The organism is Amycolatopsis sp. CA-126428, assembly GCF_002904335.1.
Taxonomy (GTDB): Bacteria; Actinomycetota; Actinomycetes; order Mycobacteriales; family Pseudonocardiaceae; genus Amycolatopsis.
Genome location: NZ_PPHF01000172.1, coordinates 53610 through 74491 on the forward strand (window position 1 = coordinate 53610; position 20882 = coordinate 74491).

The following is a 20882-nucleotide window of genomic DNA, read 5'->3' on the forward strand; positions in this document are numbered from 1 at the left end:
CCGGCGGGGGCCGGCTGGAAACGTCGAAGGCACACAGGGGTGAAAGTGAGCACGACCGAGCACGGGGATCAGGAGTTCATCCGGCGCTGCGAAACCATCATCAGCGCCCTGCCGATCCGTCATCCGTTCGAACTGCGGGCCTTCCTGGACGCGCTGGGACAGCAACGGGGCATGTCCGTGGTCCTGGGGCGGATGCCGCTGAGGCGCGGCGGGGCCAGCGGGCTGCTGGCGCGCTCGCGTGAGGAGTGCTGGCTGACGGTGGTGGCGAAAGCAGTGCCGGCGCACGCCGCGCACATCGCCTTCCACGAGATCGGGCACTGGATCCTCGGCCATCCCGGCAACTACGCGTGCGGCCGCCGCACACGCCCGGACGACCGGTGGGAGGTCGAAGCCGAGCAGTTCGCGTGCCTGCTGCGGGAGCACGTGAACGCAGGGGCGGCGCGCCATCGCGATCGGCTGCCGGGCCGGACGGCTCTACGGGCGGCGTTCGGGTCGCGACGGCACCTGTGCGCCGATGCTTGACGCGGTCTCGCTCCTCTGGCTCGGCGCCGCGGCCGCGGGCGTGGGCGAGGCAGTCCGCAAAGCGGTGGTCAACCGGGGCAGCGGCTACGCGCTCAGCCGCCACTTCCTGACCGCCGGCATCGCCTGTATGGCGTTGTCCCTGGCCGCCGGGGCGCCGGTGACCTTGGACTGGATCGACCGCCTGACGGGCTTGCACAACGCCGCGGTCGTGGCGCAGAACGTGCTGGCGATGCTGGCGATGGTGTTCACCGCCGGGTTCCTGCACACCCTGGGTCAGCTGCGTCTGCCCATGCCAGCGGTGGTCACGATCTTCGTGGTCTGCGCGGCAGCGATGGTCACCCTGTACACGCTGGCCGGGGCGCACACGTCCTTCTTCGCCTCGCCCCGGAACCCGACCTGGTCCTCGCAGCTCTACTCCGCCCTCTACCTGGGCTACCTGGTCGGCTGGCTCGCCCTGCTGCTGCTGGGTCTGACCGTGGTGGCCCGCGGCGAGGTCGCCGGGGTGCGCGGCGGCGTCGCCCTGGCCCAGTTGGGGGTCGCGGTGTCGCTGGTCGGGTTGTCCTGGCGGCTCGGTGTCGCACTGCGGCTGCTGGTCGACCCGCACCATCCGCCCCGTGGGGCTCATTTCGGGGTGTTCACCGACGGCGTCGGCTTGGTGCTGTTCGTCGCCGGGTCGCTGTTCGCCGCGGCGACCCGGCGGCTGTTCGACTGGCTCGACCGGCGCCGCACTCAGCGCCGGGACGCCGCGATCGAGCGCCTGTGGAAGCGGCTGCGGGTGCTGCTCGCCCACCGCCGCCCGCCCCCGCTGAGCCTGACCCAGAAGCTGGTCGAGATCGAAGACGCGCTACTGATTGTCGAGCAGCTCATCGACGAACGAATCCATCGCGCGATACGCGACGAACTGCACACCCTTGCCCTCTACGTCTATGTCCCGCCAGGGACGACGACAGCCGTCGACATCGAGATCGCGATCGCCGCGGTTGTCGCGCATTTGTCACATCCGTCCGCGGAGCATCTGTCCGGTGAGGACGGCGACGACGCCGAGTCCCCGGCATGGTGGCCGGAGACCGAACGCTTGCATGTCGACGACGCGGCCAGGACGCGCTGGCTGGCCGAGGTCGGCGACGCTTTGACCCACCGCCGAGTGCAGCGGATGGCCGCAAGAATCAGCTCGACACACCGCAAACTCCGGGAAGCGGGATTGCCGAGCCGGTAAATCTGCGACGTCAGGAGGCAGGATTGTCGCGGGCGGCGCGGCGGGCTCGCGCGATTCCTTCCACCACCTGCAGCAGCTGTTTGCGGTCGGCGTCAGGGGCATCGCCAATCGAGCTGGCGATGTCGCGAGCGTTGAATCCGACCAAGCCGAGTTCGGTCACCAGTTCATGGGTCTTGCGTGCAATTTCGTCGTCGGGCGGTGCGAAGTCGGTCGCCGGGACGCTGGGGTCGAGCAAGTTCGGGTGGATGCGCCAGAACTCGGCCAACGCCCGGGTGATCGCGGGGCGGCTGTTCTGCCGGATACCGGCCTTGAAGTTGCGTAGTGCCTGCTCGGCCAGCGGCAACCCGGTCCGGTCCCGTACCCACTGGGCGATCAGCGGGGGCCTGGCGGTGAAGGTCAGGAAGGTCGGATCGCCTTCAGCGGTGAGCCGGTCGATCGCGTCGGGATCGACGACCGGGTCACCGCGCAGCAAATAGTAGGTCGAGGCGTTATCGAACAGGTAGGCCAACCGTTCGGCGAACGTGTCCAGGTTCAGCAGCGCGACGGTGAGTTTCTCCTGGTCGACTGCACGGCGGCGCGGGATCGGCGAGCGCAGGTCAGCCGAGGGCGCGGCGACGGGGGCATCGTCACCGGCGGGGCTCGATCCGTCCTCGGATGCTCGTGCCACGGTCCGCCCCCATCGCGTCTCGACATCGGTAAGCGTGCAGCTCTTTACACCGTCAGCAGGCATTTGACACGTCGCAGCTTGCGTCTACTATCGGAGTAAGCACCACGCTTGTTGCGAGTATCTTCGGAACGTCGAGAGAAAGCAACCCACGCCACCCCAATCAGGGGGTTGGAGCACGGTCCCGCTGTGACCGCCGCACCCTTCACCGGCGCACCAACACCGCTGAGGGGAGGCCCGTCATGACCGCATCCGACAACTTCACCGTGGACGTTGACTCCCGTGTGGACTCGACGGACACGGAGGGGCAACCGGTCCCGTCCGCTGAGCAGGTGGCCGAGCTGGTCGACTGGTCGCCGTTCGGCCGGGTCTTGCCGGTACTGGCCGCTTCTCCCGGAGCCGGGGCCACGAGCACCGCTGTCGCGATCGCCGATGCGCTCCAGCTGGCGGGCCGGTCGGTCCTGCTCGTCGACGCCGGCGATCCCGTCCGATCCGGACTCGGACGTGCTGCGCGGGCCGATGGGCCGCGGCGGGACGGGCCCGGCCCAGCGGCAGGTATCCGGTTCTCCCGGCGCGCCCGCGCGATACTTGCCCGTCTCGACGTGTCCGAAACCGGCGTCGAGCCGGTGCTGTTCCCCTCGCCGCCGTACTGGCACCCTGGCGGTCGCGGGGTCGACGTGACCGTGGTCGATATCGGCCACGACCCGTGGCGGCTGGCGACCGACCCGGCGCTCGGACCGGGACAGTGGCTGCGGGTCGGCAGCCCGTCACCGATTCCGGCGCTGGTGGTTCGACCTACGGTGCCCGGGCTCGCGCACGCCGAACAGGTCCTGGCCCGCTTGGATCCGTGGGTGCGGGCGACCGCGGTGACTCCGCCGACGCAACTGCTTGTCGTGGGCGCGCGCCGGTGGCCGAAGGGCGTGGCCGGTACCGCAGGCCGCCGCACCAGCATCCTGTTGTCCGACACGGTGTTCTTTCCGCACGAGCGTTACGTCGCCGAGCACGGGGTCACCGCCGACGTGACACCGCCGTCTCTTCGCGCGCCCGCTGAGCAGCTGCTCCGGTCCTGGCATGTCCTGCCACAGCGGACACGCGGCCTACGCATTCCATGGCCACGCCGTGCTCACGTTCGCGACGGCCGCGCCGCCGACAAGGACACCGGCTGAGGCCATCCCGCCGCTCAGCTGACAAGAAACTTCAACGCCCTCCCACTTGACCCGCCTGACGTGACGTCGGGCGGTGCGATGTGGAGGGCGCGATGTCCGCGCACAGTGTCATCGACTGGCTCGTCCAGATCCCGAATCCGACACCAGTGCAGCCCGAGGTTGGCGGCGACAAGATCCTCGGGCTGCTCAACAACGTCAAGTGGGGCGCGGGTGTCGCGCTCGTCGCCGGCTTCTTCATCGGGCTGATCGTCTGGGCCGGCGGCCGCTGGGTCGATCACCACCGCGCCGGGAAAGTCGGCGTCGTCATGATGCTCTGCGCCGTCGCCGGCGCGATCCTCTACGGCATCGGCTGGTCGCTGATCAACAGCTTCGCGGGCGGCTGAGCCATGTTCACCGCCACCGAATCGCCGCGCTCCCGCACGCGAACGCGCCGGCTGATCACCATCACCGTCCTGCTCGTCGCCGCAGTCGCGGCCGTGCTCATCGCCCGGCAGGCAACGGCACCACTCTCACCTCCGACGGCGACGACTCCGCCCGGCGCCGCGCCCTCGCCGGCACCCACGGCACCGGTCGACGAGGCGACCGCGCTGGCCATCCGTCCCATGCTGACCCTGCCGCCCGAGGCAGCCCTGCCGCACGAACTCAGCACCGCCACGGCCGACCCACCGATCACCGTCCCACGACCGGCGCCGATCGCGAACCGCGTGATCTCCGATGGTTTCCCGGCCACCGCGGAAGGTGCGCTGGGCTGGCTAACCGACTTCAACGAAACCGCGCTGCACGGCGGAGACCCCGCGACGTACCTGCGGGCCTACGGCGAGTCCGCGCTTCCGCACGCGCCGTCCCCGCAAGGCAGCGGCCCGCTCGCGTTGCTGACCTCGTTCCGCGAGGAAGCCGGGATCCGTTCCGGTGAGCTCAAGCCCGGCCTGACGGTGACCTACAACGTGTCCCAGGGCCTGATCAAGGGCACCGCCGACGAGGGCCGGTTCGCCGTCGTCTGCACGCTCGGGCAGCTCAGCTTCGACTACCAGGGCCAGAGCACCCGCATGGGCATCGGCGACTGCCAGGCACTGCGCTGGACCGGCACCGCGTGGCGCATCGCTCCGGGCGCCCGCGCGGCCTACGCGGCGTCGGCGTGGCCGGGCAGCGCCGAATCGGTCGCGGCCGGCTACCGGCCCCTGAACAAGGGCGGCGTTCGATGACGCCCGCGGAGCTGGAGTTGCTGAAGGCACTGGGCAGGCTGGCCGGCGCGGGGGTCAAAGCGACCGCGGCCGGGGTTCTCGAGCCGCTCATGGCGGCGACCTGGGCGGCAGCGTTGTTCATCCTGCGTACCGCGTTCGAGCTGGTCGACCAGTTCTCTCTCTTCACGGTGTCCACCACGGACGGGCCGGTGTCGATCCTGTGGCCGATGACGCTGTGGATCTCCGGGGCCATCGCGCTAGGCATGTTCTTCTGGCAGATCATCACCACCGTTCTGCACGGCGGGCGGGGCTTCGTCCGCCTGATCACCGGCCCGATCCAGTACGGGATCGCCCTCGCGGTCACCGTGAGCGTGCTCGCGGCGTTCCTCGCCGCCGCCGACGGGCTGACCGAAGCGATCCTGTCCACGGGTCTGCGAGTGGACAACTTCCGCGACGCGTTGAACATGACCGGCTTCACTGACGCACTCTCGGACGAGGTCAAGAACGTCGTGCTCGGTCTCGCCGGTGTTTTCGGCGTGATCCCCGCCGGGTTGGGGTTCGCCTTCGAGGCGGTGTTCCGCGAGGCCGCGATCTACGTCCTGGTCGCCACCGTACCCATCGCCGCGGCCGGGCTCGTGGCGGACGTGACCGCGCGGTGGTACTGGATAGTCTTCCGCTGGGGCCTGGTAGCCATCGGGATGAAACCGGCCCTGGCGTACGTGCTGACGCTGGGCGTCGCGATCCTCGGCGGCGCCCAAGGCCTGTCCGGGCTCCTGGCCGGCATCGGCGTGCTGCTCATCGCGCTGTGCGTGCCGCTGGTGCTGTTCAAGCTCTTCGCCTTCGTCGACCCCAACTCCGACCCGCAGGGCGTATTCCGGGACAAACTCTCCGACGCCGGCCTGGACTCCTACGGCGCCAACAGCATCACCGGGCGGATAGCCGGCGCGTTCCGGAACAAAGTCGGCACAGAGTTCGGGGACAACGGAAACAGCGGCGACGGCGAGGACGGCGGCGACGGCCAGGAGCAGGCCAACGTCGACCGGTTCGACCAGGCCGCCGCCGAGGACGACGCGACCGTCGGGCTACCCGAGGACGCTTCCCGAGGGACGGATGACGCTGGCTCATCCGGCGGCGATGCGCTCGAGGCGGGCTCCTCAAGCTCCGGGGTAGACGGATCGGGAACCGGTCCAGCTGTGGAGGCGGCGGACTCGGCTGTCGGTGATGCCGACGGTGCCGGGGGCGCAGGCGGTGTCGGCGGCGCGAGCGTGGCCGAGCCTGTTGACGACGGCGATGACGACGGGCAGCCGCCACCTGCTGATCCATTCGGCGACACCGGCCCGCCGACTCCGCCGGCGCCGAAGCCCGGGGACGGTCCGCCGCCGGATGACGGCGGCGGCGCGGCTGCCGGTGAGGCCGAGGAAGCCGCGGTGCTGCTGTGAGCACCGCGACTCGGATCTACAAAGGACTGTCCCGCAAGGAGCGCGCGGGCTGGATCATCGGCCTCACTCCAGTCCAGGCGTTCGTGTGCGTGGGACTGGCCGTGCCGGTGATCCTCGCGCTCGCGTCCGGGCACTTCGGCCAGGCCCTCGTACTGGGCGCACTCTGCGGCACGGCCGCGGCGCTGGTCGTCGTGCCGGTCCGCGGACGTCCGGCGCTGCGGTGGCTGGGGCATCTGCTGCTCTACCGCGCCGGTATCGCGCTGGGCTGGTCGCGGTGGCAGTCGCGTGCCGTCGCCGGGCAGAGCGAGGATCTGGATGAGCCGGATCTGCCCGGGGTGCTGGCCCGCTTGCGGTTTCCCGACGGGCCTCCGCTGCGGGACCTCGGTCGCGTCTGCTTGATCCACGACACCGGCGACGGGCGGTGGGGCGCCACCGCCCGCCTCACCCACGCCGGCGTCGGGATGCTCTCGGACGCCCAGTGCGAGCGGCTGGCCAACCGGCTGGGCAACCTGCTGCTGTCGATCGGGCACCGCGAAGTCATCGACCGGATGACCCTTCTGGTCCGCACCGTCCCCGACGACGGCGCCGATTACCAGGCCTGGCGCGCCGAACACGACGTCCCGGGTGCCCCGACGCTCGCGCGCGAGGCATCGGAGGAGCTGGATCGGCTGGTCGGGGCGGTGTCGGTCCGGCACGAAGTGTTCGTCACCCTCTCCGGCACCGAAGACGCCCTCCGCCGCCCCGCCGCCGCTGCTGGGGGCGGGGTCGCCGGCCGGGCCGCCGTGCTCTACCGCGTGCTGGACGGGCTCGAGGACAAGCTCAAGTCCCTCGGCGCCACCACCGTCACGTGGCTCTCCGGTCCGGAGCTGGCGGTGGCGATCCGCACCGGCTTCAACCCGGCCAGCGCCGCAGGCCTCGCCGCGCGCCGCCACCAGGCCTCCGATACCGGTGTCCGCTGGGCGACCGCAGGCCCAGTACACGCTCCGGCACCCTCGCCGCGGGCGTACTATCACGACGGCTTCGCCACGGTGTCCTACTCGGTGCTGATGCCCGAGGCCGGCACGGTGTTCGGATCACTGAGCGGGCTGCTGGCGGTCAAGACCGCCGGCGAACGCCGCAGCCTCGCCATCCACTACGAAACCCTGTCCCAGCACCGGTCCAGCAAAGCCGTGCGCCGGCTGCGGTTCCGCACCGGCGTCATGCGGGACTGGAAATCCTCCAAAGGCTTCAACTCCGGCGCCGCCGAAGCCCGCGAAGCGGGCGGCGCGCGGGCACAAGAGCACGCGGTCGCAGCCGGTCACGGCATCGTCCGCTTCGCCGTCGCCGCCGCGGTCACCATCCCCGAGACCTGGAATGTCGAGGACCACGCGGCCAAGCTGGAAAACGACATCGTCGGCCGCTTCCAGCTCCTGCGGATGGAACTGGCCCAGGACGCCGGGTTCGTCGCCGCCGTCCTGCCCGTCGGCGTGGGCTTGCCCCGACTGCGCGGCGGCGCGTCATGAGTCCCCGCGACGGCGAACGGACCGCCGCGGAACTGCTCGCCACTTTCGGACCCGCGCCCAGCACGAGACCAACAGGGCACCAACGCCCGGACGGCCGTACCGCCCGCGTGAACCGGCGCGCAGCACCCCAGCGCGGGTTCGCCCGCCCCGGACACGGCTGGTCGCCGGTCGCGGCGCCGCTGCAGGTCTACCAGGCTGGTACGCACGTTCTCGGCGGGCTGTTCCCGTTGCTGGCGGGGAGTCCATTGCCGGCGGTCGGGGCGCGGATGGGCTACGACGTCCACTCCGGCGGTGCGTTCTACCTGCATCCGGTCGAGTTCGTCCTGCGCTCGATTTGCACCAACCCGAACATGGTCCTGTTCGGCGAGCCCGGCCGCGGCAAGTCCTCCACGGTGGTGGCGTTCCTGCTGCGAATGATGCTCACCGGCGTCCGCACCCTGATCTCCGGCGACGTCAAAGGCGAATACACCCCACTGCTGCACGCCCTGGGTGTCACGCCGATCATGCTCGGTCGCGGCAGCACCGCCCGTCTCAACGCCCTCGACCTCGGCCCCCTGGCCGCCCGCTGGGACGCCTGGTCGACTGAGCGGCAGCGCGACGAGCTCGATGGGGTGCTGGGCCGGTGGGTGCAGCTGCTGGTCGCGCTGGCCGAAGCCCAGGGCTACCGGCCCACCGTCACCGACGAGGCCGCCCTCTCGGCAGTGCTGCGGCAGCTGCTCGGCGTCCACAACGGCTACACCCACCTCACGCCCATCACCATCCCCGACGTCCACCGGGCCCTGGCTGACCCGGACGAGCAGCTGTGGCAGGAACTGCGGTTCGCCGGCCGCCGCCAATTCCTGGACCACCTCCGCTCGATCACCGACGCGCTGGCCAACCTGATCAGCGGGCCGCTAGCCGGGCTGTTCGACGCGTCCACGAACTTCACCGTCGACTGGGACGCCCCGATCCAGAGCCTGGACCTCTCGCGGCTTCGCACCCGCGGCGACCAAGCCATCGCCGTCGCGCTGACCTGCCTCGGGTCGTGGTCGTCGCTGGCGACGGATCTGCAGGAGGACGGGGAGCTGCGGATCGTCGTCCGTGACGAGATCTGGCGCCAGCTCCGGCTCGGGCTTCGCGCCGTTCAAGCGGTGGACAGCGAACTACGGCTGTCCCGAGCCGAGCGGAAGATTCAGGTGCTGGTCAGTCACAAGCCTGGCGACTTTCTCTCCGTCGGCGCCACCGGGTCTCAGGAAGTCGCTATCGCTCGCGACCTGCTCGCCCTGTGCTCGATCCGAGTCCTTCTTGGACAGTCGACCCGCGTGGCAAGCGAGCTGGCTGATGTCCTTGCACTGTCGGAGAAAGAGCACGAGGCCACGACCGGGTGGGCGAACGACCGGCAGGGCCGCGCGCTGTGGAAGATCGAGAACCGGACCGGGCTGAAAGTGCAGACGGTGCTCAGCCGGATCGAGCGGCAGATCTTCGACACCAACTCCCAGCTTGTTTCGAAGCCGAACCCGCTCCCCGCTAACGCCGTACCGGCGACGTCGTCATGAAGCCCCACGGAATGCTCGCCGGTGTCGCCGGTGCGCTGGGCGGTTTGGTGTTCCTGCCGATCCTCGTGCTGGCGCTGATGATCGGGCCTGCGGTGACCGCGACGATCGTGCAGCTGAGCGGCTGCGATCAGGGCGGCCCGGGCGGCGGCTCGATCGTGGTCGACCGCCAGCAGTTGGGCGCCGAGGAGATGGACATCGCCCGCACCATCGTCGATGTCGTCCAGCAGCGCCGGCTACCCAGGCGGGCCGCGGTCCTCGCCGTCGCTACCGGGATGGTGGAGTCCGGGCTGCGCAACCTCGACTACGGCGACCGCGACTCGCTCGGGGTGTTCCAGCAACGCCCGAGCCAGGGCTGGGGTACCCGCGAGCAGATCCTCAACCCGGTCTACGCCACCGGAAAGTTCCTCGACGCACTCATCGCGCTGCCCGGCTGGGACACCATGGCACCAGGGCAAGCGGAGCAAGCGGTACAGCACAGCGGTTTCCCGGACCGCTACGCCCCGCGCGAACCGGCCGCCGCCGCGATCGTCGATCGGTTCTGGACCGGGCCGGACAACCCCGTGCCGGCCACCCCGCCCGGTAGCGGAACCGAGGCGGTACAGGTCAAGACGCTGTGCCCAGACCAGGGCGGATCCGACATCCCCCGCGACCCGGGCCAGGTGGACCCGACCAAGCTGCCACCTGGGTTCACGCTGCCGGAGGATGCTCGCCAGCGCGCGGCGGTCGGCTTCGCGCTGGGCCAGCTCGGCAAACCGTACGTGTGGGGCGCGAAAGGCCCGGACGCCTACGACTGCTCCGGGCTGATGCTCGCCTCCTGGGCCGCCGCCGGGATCGGCATCCCCGCCGGCACGATCAGCCAGGTCCACGCCGGCCACTCCGTCTCGTCACTGGAGCAGGTGCAGCCGGGCGATCTGCTGTTCATTCCCGGCTCGCTGGGGACTGCGCAGGTGCCGCGGCACGTCGGGATGTACGCCGGGCACGGCCTGATCGTCGACGCCTACGACACCGACACCGGCGTCATCCTCGAACCCCTTTCCGCGTGGACCTCGAAGATCGTCGCGATCCGCCGGATCGCCGACCCCAGTACGCCCTCCCCGCCACCGGGAGGGAGCCCACTCCGATGAACCACGTGGTGCCGCTCTCCCGCTGTCCGGGAGGAGCGGCCGATGCCGCGCACACGCACCGACACCCTCAACCTCGACCGCGACGTCGCCCTGACGGGCCTCGCGATCGCCGCCCTAGCAGCGCTGTGCACCCTCGGCGCGATCGTCGTGACCGCCGCCGTCCTGGTCACTGGCTTCCACACCGGTAGCTGGACGTGGCCGCCGATCACGACGTGGGCGGGTTTCGTACTCACTGTTGCTTTCCACGCCGCCGACCCAGGAGCACGCCTGCCGGGCCCGTGGTCGAACGCCATCAGCGATCACCAGCTGGCGTTTTACATCTGGTTCACCACCATCACGACGCTCGCCGCCGGTCTCACGGTCGGCGTGGCGATTCCGGTCTGGCGACGGGTGGGGCCCACCGACCCGGGACACGCCAGTCGCCGCGACATGGCCAAGACCCTGTCGGTCGCGGCCGCGCGCAAGACCGCGGTGTGGACTCGCGGTGACCTCACCGACGAGCAGCGCCGGACCGCGCCCGTCGAGCAGATCGCGGTACCGCTGCACCGGGGCCCCCGACACCAACGACTGGTGACCTCGCTGGAGACCCCCACCGGGACGATCGCGCCGACCCGTTCCGGCAAGTCGCGGACGGATCTGGTGCACAAGGTCCTCGCCGCGCCGGGCGCGCTGATCGCCTCGACAACAAAGAACGACCTCGCCGAGTGGTGCCTGCTGGCCCGCACCCGCCGCCCGGATGCCGGGCCGGTGCTGGCGATCGATGCGACCGGGACGCTGTCTTGGCCGGCCCACGCCCGCTGGTCGCCGGTCACCGGCTGCGCCGACCCCGCGGTCGCGCTGCGGCGCGCCGAGACGCTGATCGAAGCGTCCTCACTCGGGCTGGAAGACGTCGGCGGCAACGACGCGGTGTTCCGCGGCCGCGCCACCATCGTGCTGCAGGCCTACCTGCTGGCAGCGGCACTGCACGACCGGACGGTCACCGACCTGGTGGTCTGGTCGGTCACGAAGCCACCGGATCAGGAGCCGGTTCAGCTGCTGCGGCACCGGTTCCCCGAGCTGGCGTTCAACCTGCGCTCGGAGATCGGGATGGTCGCCGAGACTGCGGACGCGGTCTGGATGTCGGTGCGGCGGGCGATCGAGCCGTTCATGAACCCCGCCATCAGGTACTTCGCCACTCCCGCGCCGGCGCAGGAACTCGACATCGACGGGTTCCTGCGCCGCCGCGGCAGCCTGTTCATCGTCGCCGGCGAGCACCAGGCGCCCCAGGCCCGCGCCGTACTGACTGCCCTGGTGGAGCAGATCCTCACGACCGCGCAGGACACGGCACTGCGGTGTGAACGCCGTCGGCTGGAGCCGCCGACGACGGCGATCCTGGACGAGCTGTTCGCCGGGACGCCGGTGCCGCGGCTGCCGGCGATCATCGCCGACTCCGCCGGCCGCGGCGTGCTGATCCACTGGTCCGCGCAGTCCCGCTCCCAGCTGGACGAGCTCTACGGCGAACCCGGCCGGCTGCAGCTGATCGACAACACCCTCACCCTGACTGCCCTCCCCGGGCTCAAAGACGACAAAACCCTGGAGTGGCTGTCGACGCTGTCGGGGCACCACCGCCGCCGGACGCACCAGCATCACAGCGACGGGATCTTCAGCGCCGGACGGGGAGCCAGCGGCGAGGAAACCGTTCCTACGCTGCGTGCCGGGGACATCCGTACTCTCGACCGCGACCGGGTCTTGATCCTGCACGGCAACCTCCGCCCGATCCTCGGCCGCACCGTTGACGTTGGAAAGCGTCCGGACTGGCCCCAGTTGCAAGCCGACGTCGCCGCGATCCGCCGCGGTGACACCCCAGTCGGCGCCGACGGCTACCTCCGTCCGCTCCCGCCGACGACGGTGGAAGCCCCGAGCGTGTCGGAGCCAGGGCGATGAACGACGACGACTACGAGATCACCACCCCTGAGCCCGGGGAACCGCAACCAGCGGATGACGCGAACCAGGCTTCTCGCTCGCGCGCCGAACTCGACGCGATGACCGAGGAACTGTGGGGAAGGATGCAGGCTCAGCAGTCCGAGATCGAACAGCTCCAGCGGAGGATCGCGGAGCTGGAGGATGACACGGAGGACAAGCCACGTCTGGCGCCGTGGCTGCCGTTCCCTGCACCGCCGGCCGCGGAGGACAAGCAGCACCGGGACCAGACTCCGGTGTTCACGGTCACCAATTTCGTGCAGTACTACAACGCCGTCTACGTCGGCAAAGGCGGAACTCGCGCGGTCGCGATCCCAGAGTGCTGGCCGCGCCACCCGGGTTTGGTGGCGGAGCTGGCGACGCTGGCCTACACGTGGCGGGCCGCGCACGTCGGCAAGGGCGCCAAGGCCAGCGACGCCCAGTACTGGCATGACCGGTGGCGGGCCGGGTTCGCCGAACGCATGATCACCGAGTGGACCCATCAGCAATGCTTGACTCAGGGACACAAGGCCGTCGGCGCGACGCCACTGACCGACCGTTTCACCCTGGATGCCGAAGACGCCTCCACCTCCACTGAGCGCGACGCCTTGCCGCAGGATGCGGAAGCCGTGGAGCTGGACGAGGACACAGATCAAGGATCAACTCCGCCGTGACACCACGCTGGGCGCGGCGCGTGCCGAGTTGACGGACCCTACGTCATCAGCGATGACACCGGCGTGGCAGCGATTTGCGATCCAGCCGGCATTCACAGGACGCCCCGAGGTGGCAGTACATAGCCCGCCTCGGGGCGTCCCGTTGCCGCAGGAGCCGACATCGTGCACGCTCAGGCGACACGCGGGGCCGCATCGCATCCGCGCCCGCGAATGTGACAGTCACGGGGCTTTGAGTGAAGGGACAACGTTCTTGGTGAACTCCGACGCGGTGAAGCTGGCCGTGCTCATCGACGCGGACAACGCCCAGCCCGGCATCATCGAAGGGTTGCTGGCCGAGGTCGCCAAGTACGGCACCGCCCACGTCAAGCGCGCCTACGGCGACTGGACCGGCACAAACCTGCGCGGCTGGAAGGAACAGCTGCTGACCGCATCGATCCAGCCAATGCAGCAGTTCGCCTACACCACCGGCAAGAACGCCACCGACGCGGCGATGGTCATCGACGCGATGGACCTGCTCTACACCGGCCGGTTCGACGGATTCTGCCTGGTGTCCAGCGACAGCGACTTCACCCGCCTCGCCTCGCGGCTGCGGGAATCCGGGCTGACGGTCTACGGATTCGGGGAACGCAAGACACCCGCTCCGTTCGTCGCAGCGTGCGACAAGTTCGTCTACACCGAAAACCTGGTCCGCGCGACCAGCCCGGTAAGCCCGGTCGGTATCACCGAGAAACCAGACCCGCGTCGATCACCTGCTGAGCTGAAGCAGGACACCGGACTGGTCACGTTGTTGCGCAGCGCGGTCGACGCGGCGTCCGATGAGGACGGCTGGGCGCCGCTTGCAGCGGTCGGAAACATCATCCTCAAACGGCGCCCGGACTTCGACGCCCGCAACTACGGCTACCCGAAACTCAGCGGCCTGATCGAAGCCACAACGCTGTTCCAGGTCGACCGCCGTTCGGTCGGCGCAGGGAAGCCGGCAGTGGTCTACGTGCTGGACGAGCGCCAGCGCACCGACCCAGGTCCGCGGGCCGGTCAGTAACCCATGCCGCGGTGCAGGTCGTCGCCGAGGGTTTCGTGTCGGTAGTCGTACTCGTCTTCGGCCTCGTCGCGGCGTGACTCCTGCCGTTCCTTCTCCTCTTCATCCTGAAGCTGTTGGGTGCGGGCGGCGACGCCGCTGGTGAATTCGTCGCGCAGGGCGTCGAGGGTGTCGCGGCGTGATTCGACGGTGAGCATCGCATCGGATGCGGCGTCTTGCCGGTCTGGTGTGGTCATCAGCTGCCTCCATTGGGTGGTGATCTGGTCCCAGGCGTCGGCTTTGGGGCCGTGGCCGGCGGGTCGCTGGCCGAGTGGGGAGGCGGCATCGGTGGTGGTGATTCCGTAGGTTTCACGGTACGCCGCGGCCAGCCGGACAGTCTGATCCCAGGTCGCGGCCGGTCCAGCGACGTCGGGTCGCTGCCCGAGTTGTGCGGCCCAGCGAGGTTGCTCGCGGTGCACCTGGTCGAGCAGCTGGTCGGCGCGGGCGGCGATCTCGCCGTTGAGACCGTCCAGCCGTGCCAGCGCACCGTGATGGTCGCCGGGTGCTCCGAAGTCTGATTGGGCCTGCCACGGGAGTGCGTCGTGCAGTCCTTCTCCCGCGTTGTGGCGGTCGGTCAGGGCGGCGACGAGTGCCTCGCCGGCGCGGCGATAGTCACCTTCCCCGGCGCCGGTGACGTCGCCGGGGAGCTGGCTGAGGGCGTCGGTGAGGGCGGTGTCGGCGTCGAGGCCGAGAGCGGTCCCGCCGGCCGCGTGGCGCCAGACGATGCCCCACTGCTCGCCGGTCACGATGGCGTCGGGTAGGTGTTCGGCGACGATGCTGCGCCAGCGGTCGATCTGCTCGTCGGTCGGTGTACCGATCCGCGCCGGTGGCCGGTGTTCGCTGACGTGCGCGGAGACGCGTTTGGCGAGGACGGCGGCGGGGTCACTGGCCCAGGCGAAGCCGCTGTCGTCGGCGAGCTTGCGGACCAGCCGTTCGGCCTGCCAGCCCTGGTCTTGGGCGTTGGCGAGCGCGTTCAGTGCGGCGGGTTCGGCGCCGGCGTTGACCGCGCCGGGGACGTAGCGGGCGAGGACGTCGAGGTAGCGGTCCTCGTCACCGTCGCGGGCCAGCAACTCGTAACGGCGCACCAGCACGTTCAGAGGCTCGAGGACAACGCGCTCATCGGCATGTTCGAACTCGGCGAACAGGTCGTCGCGCTCGGCGGCCCAGGGGGCTGTCCGAGGCGCTGCGGACCCGGATCGGTCGGTCACCGGTGCTCGGCCAAAGGTGTCCCAGCGCTCGCTCAGGGTGCGCCAGGCGTGGGCCCTCGCGCCATAGCTGTCGGGCTTGGCGCCCAGCGGTGCCTCACTGTCGATGCGGAAGGTCTCGCGGTAGGCGGCGACCAGGCCTGCCAGGTCGTCCCACTCCTCTGCCGCGATCGGGTTGTCCGGCCGCGGCCCAAGCTCCGAGACCCATTCCGGCTGGTCGCGGATCACTGCGGCGCGCAGGTGCTCGACGCGGTCGGCGATCGCGAGGTTCATCTCGTGCAGGTACTGCGTATGCCCGGGATGGTGACGCACGTGGGCGAAGTCGGGGCGGGCCAGCCAGGGAACGGCGCGCACGTGGGCCTCACCGCGGTCACGTCGGCGCTCCAGCTCGGCGGCGAGAGCGGCGTCGGCGTAGCGGTCGTCCGGCATCGGATCGGGCACCGTTGGGCGCGCAGCGAGCTGATGGGCGACGATGGTCAGCGCGGCGTCGACGTCGAACCCGAGCGCCAGCGCACCGGCTGCGCGGCCCCAGATCTTCTCCCAGTCGTGGTCTTCGACGGCGACGTGCGGGGCGATCGCATCGACGATGCCCCGCCAGCGGGTGACGTCGCCCGGCTGCGGTGGCCCGGTGGCTGAGGGCGGGCGGCGCCGCTCAAGGTGGGTGGTGATCCGGGCCTGCAGCGCCGCGCCGGGGTTGTCGGCCTCGTCCAGGGGCTGGCGCCAGCGCATGACGGTGGCGACGAGGGGGTCGGGTTCCCAGCCGAGGTCGTGGGCGTTGCGGAGTGTCTGGATGAGTGCCGGTTCGCTGTCCAGGTCGACGGTGGCGGGTGCGTGGCGGGTGAGGATGGCGCGGTAGCGGTCCTCGTCGCGGTAGGTGGCGGTGTAGTTGTAGCGGAGAACGAGTGTGCCCATCGACACTGCCGCGTCCTGCGCCTCCCGCATCGTCTCGGTTGCCGAGACCTCGGCGCCGGAGTGATTGAGCACTCCGGTGAGTACCGACTCCGGGGACACCGGTTCTGGGGTTTCGCGGTGCTGATCGATGACGTGGTGGTGGGTGACGACGTAGAGGAAGTTGCGCAGCATGGCGCGGGTGATGCCGGGGTAGAACTGCTCGCGGGTCATCGTCGGTGGCACCAGCAGGTGGGCATTGCCGGTGCTGGTCATGCCCTGGACCCGGTTGACGGTGGCGGCGTAGGCAAGCTCGACGTGGGCTTGGACGTACCCGGCCGGCAGCGTGATGGAGGCTTTGTGGACGCGGTGCTGGACGGTGATCTTGCCGCTGGCGTGGACAGCGGTGACGGTCCAGACGTCGCCGTTCTTGACGAAGTCCTTTCCCCCGAACAGCGACAGCAGGCGCTGGTTGTGCCGGGTAACGACCCAGTCCCCGACCGCCGCGGTAGTCGCGTCGTGCAATTCCACCTCCCTGCCGCGGTCGACCAGGCCCCGGTTGAGGCGCCGTTCGCGAGCGTCGATGTTCAGGGCGACGGTGTCTTCGTTGGTCGGCACGATCAGCAGCGACTGCACGCCGGCGTCGAGATCGGCCTGCCAGTGCGAGCGGGCGGCGTCGCGCATCGTTTCCAGCGACCCGTCGGATACCCGGCCGGACTCGAAGTAGTACTCGAGTCCTTTCGGGTTCGCCGCCCGGATCTGCAACGACGCCGCGGCCTGCTCTTCCCGGTCGTCGCCGCGGAACCGCACGATCTCCCGGAACCGCACGGCGCCGACGTCGTGGGCGATCAGCCGGATCGCCCCGCCGGCTTCGACCGCGGCCAGTTGCGCGTCGTCGCCGATGAGTCGTACATCGGCGCCGTTTTTCAGCGCGTGCTTCACCACCTTGTGCAGGGTGTGGGTGCCGGCCATCGCCGCCTCGTCGACGATCACTAGGTCCCCGGCCTCCATCGGGAACGCACGGTGGGCGAATCCGAACCACAAGGCGGTGGTCAGCTGGTGCAGCGTGTGCGGCTTAGCGCCGATCGACGTGCCGAGCTCCTGGGCCGCCCGGGCGGAGGGGCCGAAGGCGTAGACGCGGCGTCCCGTGCGCCGCCACGCAGTCGCCAGCACTTTCATCGCCGAGGTCTTCCCCGCCCCGGCCGGCGCCAACGCAAGCTGCAGACGCCGTCCGGAGCGGGCGAACTGGCGCACCATCTCCGTCTGCCCGACATTGAGGCCCTGCCCGGCCAAAGCCTTCTCCACGGTGTCGACCCGTAGCCGGTGCCCGCCGCCGCGGCGGGCCCACGCGACCAAGTCACCTTCGGCGGCGAGGGTGGCGGTGGTGGTGTAGCGGGTGGAACGGCGCTCGACGAAGACCGATTCCCCGTCCCGGCGGCGCAGCGAGGCGGGTTCGTTGACCGCGGTCGGGCCGACGAGGGCGAGGGTGTCGGGCTGGGCGAGGATGGTGTCGACGACGTCGTCGACGAGCTGTTCGCGCTTGTCGACGGGCACCTTCAGGTGCGCGGTCTGGCGGTGTGCTTCGGCCGCGAGGTTCCACCACGAGAAGTGGCTGTAATTGTCCGACACCACCTCCCGCGTTGACTGGGCGAGTTTGGCGATGTCGAACGCGTCCGGTTCCGTGCGTCCGGTGAGGAATACGCGGTCGGTGAGCGTGTCCAGGACCGTGGCGGGCACGATGCTGAGCGCGTGCTCGCGCCACGCCTTGAGATGTTCCGGCAGCGTCTTGGGCGGTTGTTTGCCGGGGCGGTTGTCGTACTGGGCGGCCCGGTCGATGACGAAGATGTCCTTCGGCGTCGGCTCCTTCCCGTGCGTGGCCCGGAACTTGACGATGCGCTTGGCCCGAGCGGCTTCGAACTGACGATGACGCTGGGAGAACAGCTTCACCAGCTCGACCTGAACACCTTCGAGCTGCCACACCGGGCGTTTCATGTCCACGCCTTCGGCGCCCCGCTGCACCCAGGACGCGCCGTGTTCGCGGAACAGGTCACGCAGGCGGTTGTCGAAGTACTCCGACGCGGTCACCGTCGCGGCCAAGATGGTGCGGCCGTCGAGCGCGGTCCACTCGCCATCGTCGCTGCGCTGCACCTTCGACGAGATCAGGACGTGGAAGTGCAGGTGCGGATCCGAGGCGCGGGAATCCCAGTGCTCGAACAACGCGGCGGTGATCCCGTTGACGTCGACCTGAGCCTCGCCCATGTTCCCGCGGCGAGTGAACGCGACGTTGCGCTCCATGTAGGACACGGTGTCCAGGGCCGCTTGGCGGGCCATGCCGACAATGCGCTTCCGTCCGGCCGGTGATGCCGTCGCCCACGCGATGGAGACGGTTTTGTCGGGCGCGAGCACGGCCTCGAACCCGGACACCGCCGACTTGAGATTGCGTTTCTGCTCCGCCAGCCACTTGTTCAGTTCCATGTCGCTGGCAGGACCTTTCCCGTCGTGGGCCTTGCGGTAGGCCTGCAGCTGCACGCCGCGACGCAGCTCCGCGCGCTTCTGCGCAGATATAGGCGCACCGATCGGACGCCCGTGCAGTCGGTTGTGGTCCTTGTACGCCTGCGACACCTGGGAACGCAGGTGGTCCAGCGCGGAGTACTGCGGGAACCGCCGACCGAGCCGGGTCGCTTTCAGTGCTTCTTCGGCCGTGGCGCCGTTGGCGATCATTTCGGCTTCGATGGCGTCGGCGTGTGGGTGCCGGCCTTCGCCGAAGAGGGCGTTCATCTGGGCAGGGGTGACTGCGCCGGAGAGTCCTAAGTGCTCTGCTCCGGCGCCGAACCATTGGCCTGCCGGGTAACCACGGGAGAGGTAGTAGTCACTTAACAGCTCGCCGGGTGCGAGCTCACGGTTGCGATCGGCGCACGCCACCGTGTTCGTGAGGTACTCATGACCACCAGGGCTCAGCTTCCGCAAGCCCATCATGTCCACACCAGACTACGCCGAAAACGCGGAGCCGCCCACCCGGTTCAGAACGTCTGCAAGACGTGCTGTGTGCGGGGTAGGGGGCAGGTTGGGTGAGGTGGTGGCGGTGGCGTGGTCGGCGGGGTGAGTGGGCGGTGGGGTGGTGTGGGGCTGGGGTGTGGTGGTGGGCTGGGTGCGGTAGGCGGGGCGGGGTTGGTGGGGCGTGGTGGTGGTGACCGATTTTCGGGTCGAGCGCCGGCGCCTGCACTAATACTGCAACGGCACTCGGGTGGCGTGTGATAGATCATCCCGGTGGTGGTCGATGTGGTGTTGGATCAGCTGGATCGGGTGCATGAGCGGATCGCGGGCCGGTTCACCCGGTCGGAGCCGCGGGCCCGGGCGCGGGAGTACATGTCCGGGCTGGTCGCGGGGCTGGAGCGGAAGAACGGCTGGACGCTGGCCGAGCAGGCCGGTGAGATGTCCCCGGACGGCATGCAACGGCTGCTGCGGTGGGCGGACTGGGACATCGACGGAGTCCGCGACGACGTGCGGGACTACGTGATCGAGCACCTCGGTCAGCCGGACGGTGTGCTGATCGTGGACGACACCGGGTTCCTGAAGAAAGGTGTGCGGTCGGCGGGGGTGCAACGACAGTATTCCGGGACCGCCGGGCGGATTGAGAACTGCCAGATCGGCACGTTCCTGGCCTACGCCTCCGGGCGCGGGCACGCGCTGATTGATCGGGCGCTGTATCTGCCCGAGCCGTGGATCGCCGACCCTGCTCGGTGCCGGCGGGCCGGGATCCCCGACGGGACCGAGTTCGAGACGAAGCCGCGGCAGGCGATGGGCATGCTGGCGCGGGCGTTCGCCGCGGGGGTGCCCTTCGCGTGGATCACCGCTGATGAGGCTTACGGGCAGGTCAAGTACCTGCGGGCGTGGCTGGAGGAGCAGGATGCCGCGTATGTGCTGGCCACCAAGGTCAACGACCTACTGACCACCATCGGCGGTGATGAGGCCCGGGCGGACGAGCTGATCGCCGGCCTGCCTGCCCGGTCGTGGCGGCGGCTGTCGGTCGGGGCCGGGGCGCACGGGCCCCGCGAGTACGACTGGGCGCGGATCCCGCTCGGGATCGGCTGGCGGGCCGGGCGCGGGCACTGGCTGCTCGCCCGCCGCTCACTCTCGGATCCGACCGAGATCGCCTACTACGTCTGCTACGGACCCCGCCGCTCGACCCTGCTGAACCTCGCCTGGATCGCCGGGACCCGCTGGCGGATCGAGGAATGCTTCCAGCAGGCCAAAAACGAAGCCGGACTCGATCACTACCAGGTCCGGTCCTGGCGCGCGTGGTATGCCCACATCACGTTGTCGATGCTGGCCCACGCCTGGCTCGCCGTCTCCCGATCTCTGGCCATAAAAGGGGAATCGGTGTCGGCGAGCCGGGCATGATCGGATACACGCTACCGGAGATCCGGCACCTGCTCACCAGACTGGTCCTGCGTGTCACCGCCACCGTCGAGCACGTCTGGGCCTGGTCATGCTTTCGCCGCCGTCGACAACACCAAGCCCGCCGCAGCCACTACAAACGCCGCGGCTATCCACTCACCTGACTGCCGTTGCAGTACTAAGGCGCCCCGGCGCCGTCTGCCGGCGCCTGCGCGGTCCCGTGGCTGTGCCGACACAGCAAAGCGGCCGCCGATCCGGAGATCGGCGGCCGCTTTCGTGCGGGAGGGTCTGCCCAGGGTTTGCTTGACACCTCATGTGTGAGGCTTCGGCCTTGCGTGGAAGGATGTCACCCGTG

The 20882-nt window shown here is 69.8% G+C and carries 15 protein-coding genes; 13 read left to right on the forward strand and 2 right to left on the reverse strand.

Features of this window, described 5'->3' with window-relative positions; all coding sequences use genetic code 11:
• Positions 1 to 45: 45 nt before the first annotated feature.
• Together C2L58_RS45035 and C2L58_RS45040 are read left to right on the forward strand one after the other, a co-directional pair.
• Positions 46 to 522, forward strand: a complete 477-nt coding sequence (locus C2L58_RS45035) for a hypothetical protein (protein WP_146073804.1) — start codon at positions 46 to 48, stop codon at positions 520 to 522.
• Positions 515 to 1738, forward strand: a complete 1224-nt coding sequence (locus C2L58_RS45040; RefSeq protein ID WP_103343747.1) for a hypothetical protein — start codon at positions 515 to 517, stop codon at positions 1736 to 1738. Before C2L58_RS45035 ends, C2L58_RS45040 begins: the two co-directional genes overlap by 8 nt.
• 10 nt (positions 1739 to 1748) lie before the next feature.
• Here the strand turns inward: C2L58_RS45040 and C2L58_RS45045 are convergent, their stop codons facing one another.
• The gene (locus C2L58_RS45045) at positions 1749 to 2405 is read right to left on the reverse strand and encodes a hypothetical protein (protein ID WP_103343748.1); all 657 of its coding nucleotides are present in this window, start codon (positions 2403 to 2405) and stop codon (positions 1749 to 1751) included.
• 239 nt (positions 2406 to 2644) lie between these two features.
• Between C2L58_RS45045 and C2L58_RS45050 the strand changes: the two genes are divergently transcribed.
• The 10 genes from C2L58_RS45050 (at position 2645) to C2L58_RS45095 (ending at position 14000) form a co-directional block, all read left to right on the forward strand.
• Positions 2645 to 3568 carry a hypothetical protein gene (locus tag C2L58_RS45050; RefSeq protein ID WP_103343749.1) on the forward strand — a complete coding sequence of 308 codons (924 nt, stop codon included), beginning with the start codon at positions 2645 to 2647 and terminating at the stop codon, positions 3566 to 3568.
• Positions 3569 to 3660: 92 nt separating this feature from the next.
• On the forward strand, positions 3661 to 3951 hold the full coding sequence (locus C2L58_RS45055; RefSeq protein ID WP_233226282.1) for a hypothetical protein: 291 nt from the start codon (positions 3661 to 3663) through the stop codon (positions 3949 to 3951).
• 3 nt (positions 3952 to 3954) lie between these two features.
• Positions 3955 to 4770 (forward strand): hypothetical protein, encoded by an 816-nt coding sequence (locus tag C2L58_RS45060; RefSeq protein ID WP_233226283.1) that lies wholly within the window; start codon positions 3955 to 3957, stop codon positions 4768 to 4770.
• Positions 4704 to 6188 (forward strand): hypothetical protein, encoded by a 1485-nt coding sequence (locus tag C2L58_RS50135; protein ID WP_199191732.1) that lies wholly within the window; start codon positions 4704 to 4706, stop codon positions 6186 to 6188. Before C2L58_RS45060 ends, C2L58_RS50135 begins: the two co-directional genes overlap by 67 nt.
• Entirely contained in the window at positions 6185 to 7690 is a 1506-nt protein-coding gene (locus C2L58_RS45070; RefSeq protein WP_103343751.1) for an SCO6880 family protein, read from the forward strand. The genes C2L58_RS50135 and C2L58_RS45070 overlap by 4 nt, the downstream gene beginning before the upstream one ends.
• A gap of 107 nt (positions 7691 to 7797) precedes the next feature.
• Entirely contained in the window at positions 7798 to 9225 is a 1428-nt protein-coding gene (locus C2L58_RS45075) for an ATP-binding protein (RefSeq protein WP_199191733.1), read from the forward strand.
• Positions 9222 to 10349 (forward strand): C40 family peptidase, encoded by a 1128-nt coding sequence (locus tag C2L58_RS45080; protein ID WP_233226284.1) that lies wholly within the window; start codon positions 9222 to 9224, stop codon positions 10347 to 10349. Before C2L58_RS45075 ends, C2L58_RS45080 begins: the two co-directional genes overlap by 4 nt.
• A gap of 42 nt (positions 10350 to 10391) precedes the next feature.
• Complete coding sequence (locus C2L58_RS45085) at positions 10392 to 12272, forward strand: type IV secretory system conjugative DNA transfer family protein (protein ID WP_103343752.1); 1881 nt, start codon at positions 10392 to 10394, stop codon at positions 12270 to 12272.
• Positions 12269 to 12961, forward strand: coding sequence for a hypothetical protein (locus tag C2L58_RS45090; RefSeq protein WP_103343753.1), 693 nt, complete (start codon positions 12269 to 12271; stop codon positions 12959 to 12961). Before C2L58_RS45085 ends, C2L58_RS45090 begins: the two co-directional genes overlap by 4 nt.
• Positions 12962 to 13103: 142 nt before the next feature.
• Complete coding sequence (locus C2L58_RS45095; protein WP_233226285.1) at positions 13104 to 14000, forward strand: NYN domain-containing protein; 897 nt, start codon at positions 13104 to 13106, stop codon at positions 13998 to 14000.
• Here C2L58_RS45095 and mobF read toward each other — a convergent pair.
• A complete protein-coding gene (gene mobF / locus C2L58_RS45100; protein ID WP_103343755.1) occupies positions 13994 to 19105 on the reverse strand; it encodes a MobF family relaxase in 5112 nt (1703 codons plus the stop codon). The two genes, C2L58_RS45095 and mobF, sit on opposite strands and share 7 nt — an antisense overlap.
• Before the next feature lie 291 nt (positions 19106 to 19396).
• Between mobF and C2L58_RS45105 the strand changes: the two genes are divergently transcribed.
• Positions 19397 to 20530: an IS701 family transposase gene (locus C2L58_RS45105; protein ID WP_103343756.1), complete on the forward strand. Its 1134-nt coding sequence runs from the start codon at positions 19397 to 19399 to the stop codon at positions 20528 to 20530.
• The last annotated feature ends 352 nt before the right edge of the window (positions 20531 to 20882 follow it).

Bases quoted from the DNA above. Each gene is read 5' to 3' on its own strand.
- C2L58_RS45050 (WP_103343749.1), top strand. From the start codon at position 2,645: ATGACCGCATCCGACAACTTCACCGTGGACGTTGACTCCCGTGTGGAC.
- C2L58_RS45080 (WP_233226284.1), top strand. From the start codon at position 9,222: ATGAAGCCCCACGGAATGCTCGCCGGTGTCGCCGGTGCGCTGGGCGGT.
- mobF (WP_103343755.1), bottom strand. From the start codon at position 19,105: ATGATGGGCTTGCGGAAGCTGAGCCCTGGTGGTCATGAGTACCTCACG.
- C2L58_RS45060 (WP_233226283.1), top strand. From the start codon at position 3,955: ATGTTCACCGCCACCGAATCGCCGCGCTCCCGCACGCGAACGCGCCGG.
- C2L58_RS45090 (WP_103343753.1), top strand. From the start codon at position 12,269: ATGAACGACGACGACTACGAGATCACCACCCCTGAGCCCGGGGAACCG.
- C2L58_RS45040 (WP_103343747.1), top strand. From the start codon at position 515: ATGCTTGACGCGGTCTCGCTCCTCTGGCTCGGCGCCGCGGCCGCGGGC.
- C2L58_RS45085 (WP_103343752.1), top strand. From the start codon at position 10,392: ATGCCGCGCACACGCACCGACACCCTCAACCTCGACCGCGACGTCGCC.
- C2L58_RS45055 (WP_233226282.1), top strand. From the start codon at position 3,661: ATGTCCGCGCACAGTGTCATCGACTGGCTCGTCCAGATCCCGAATCCG.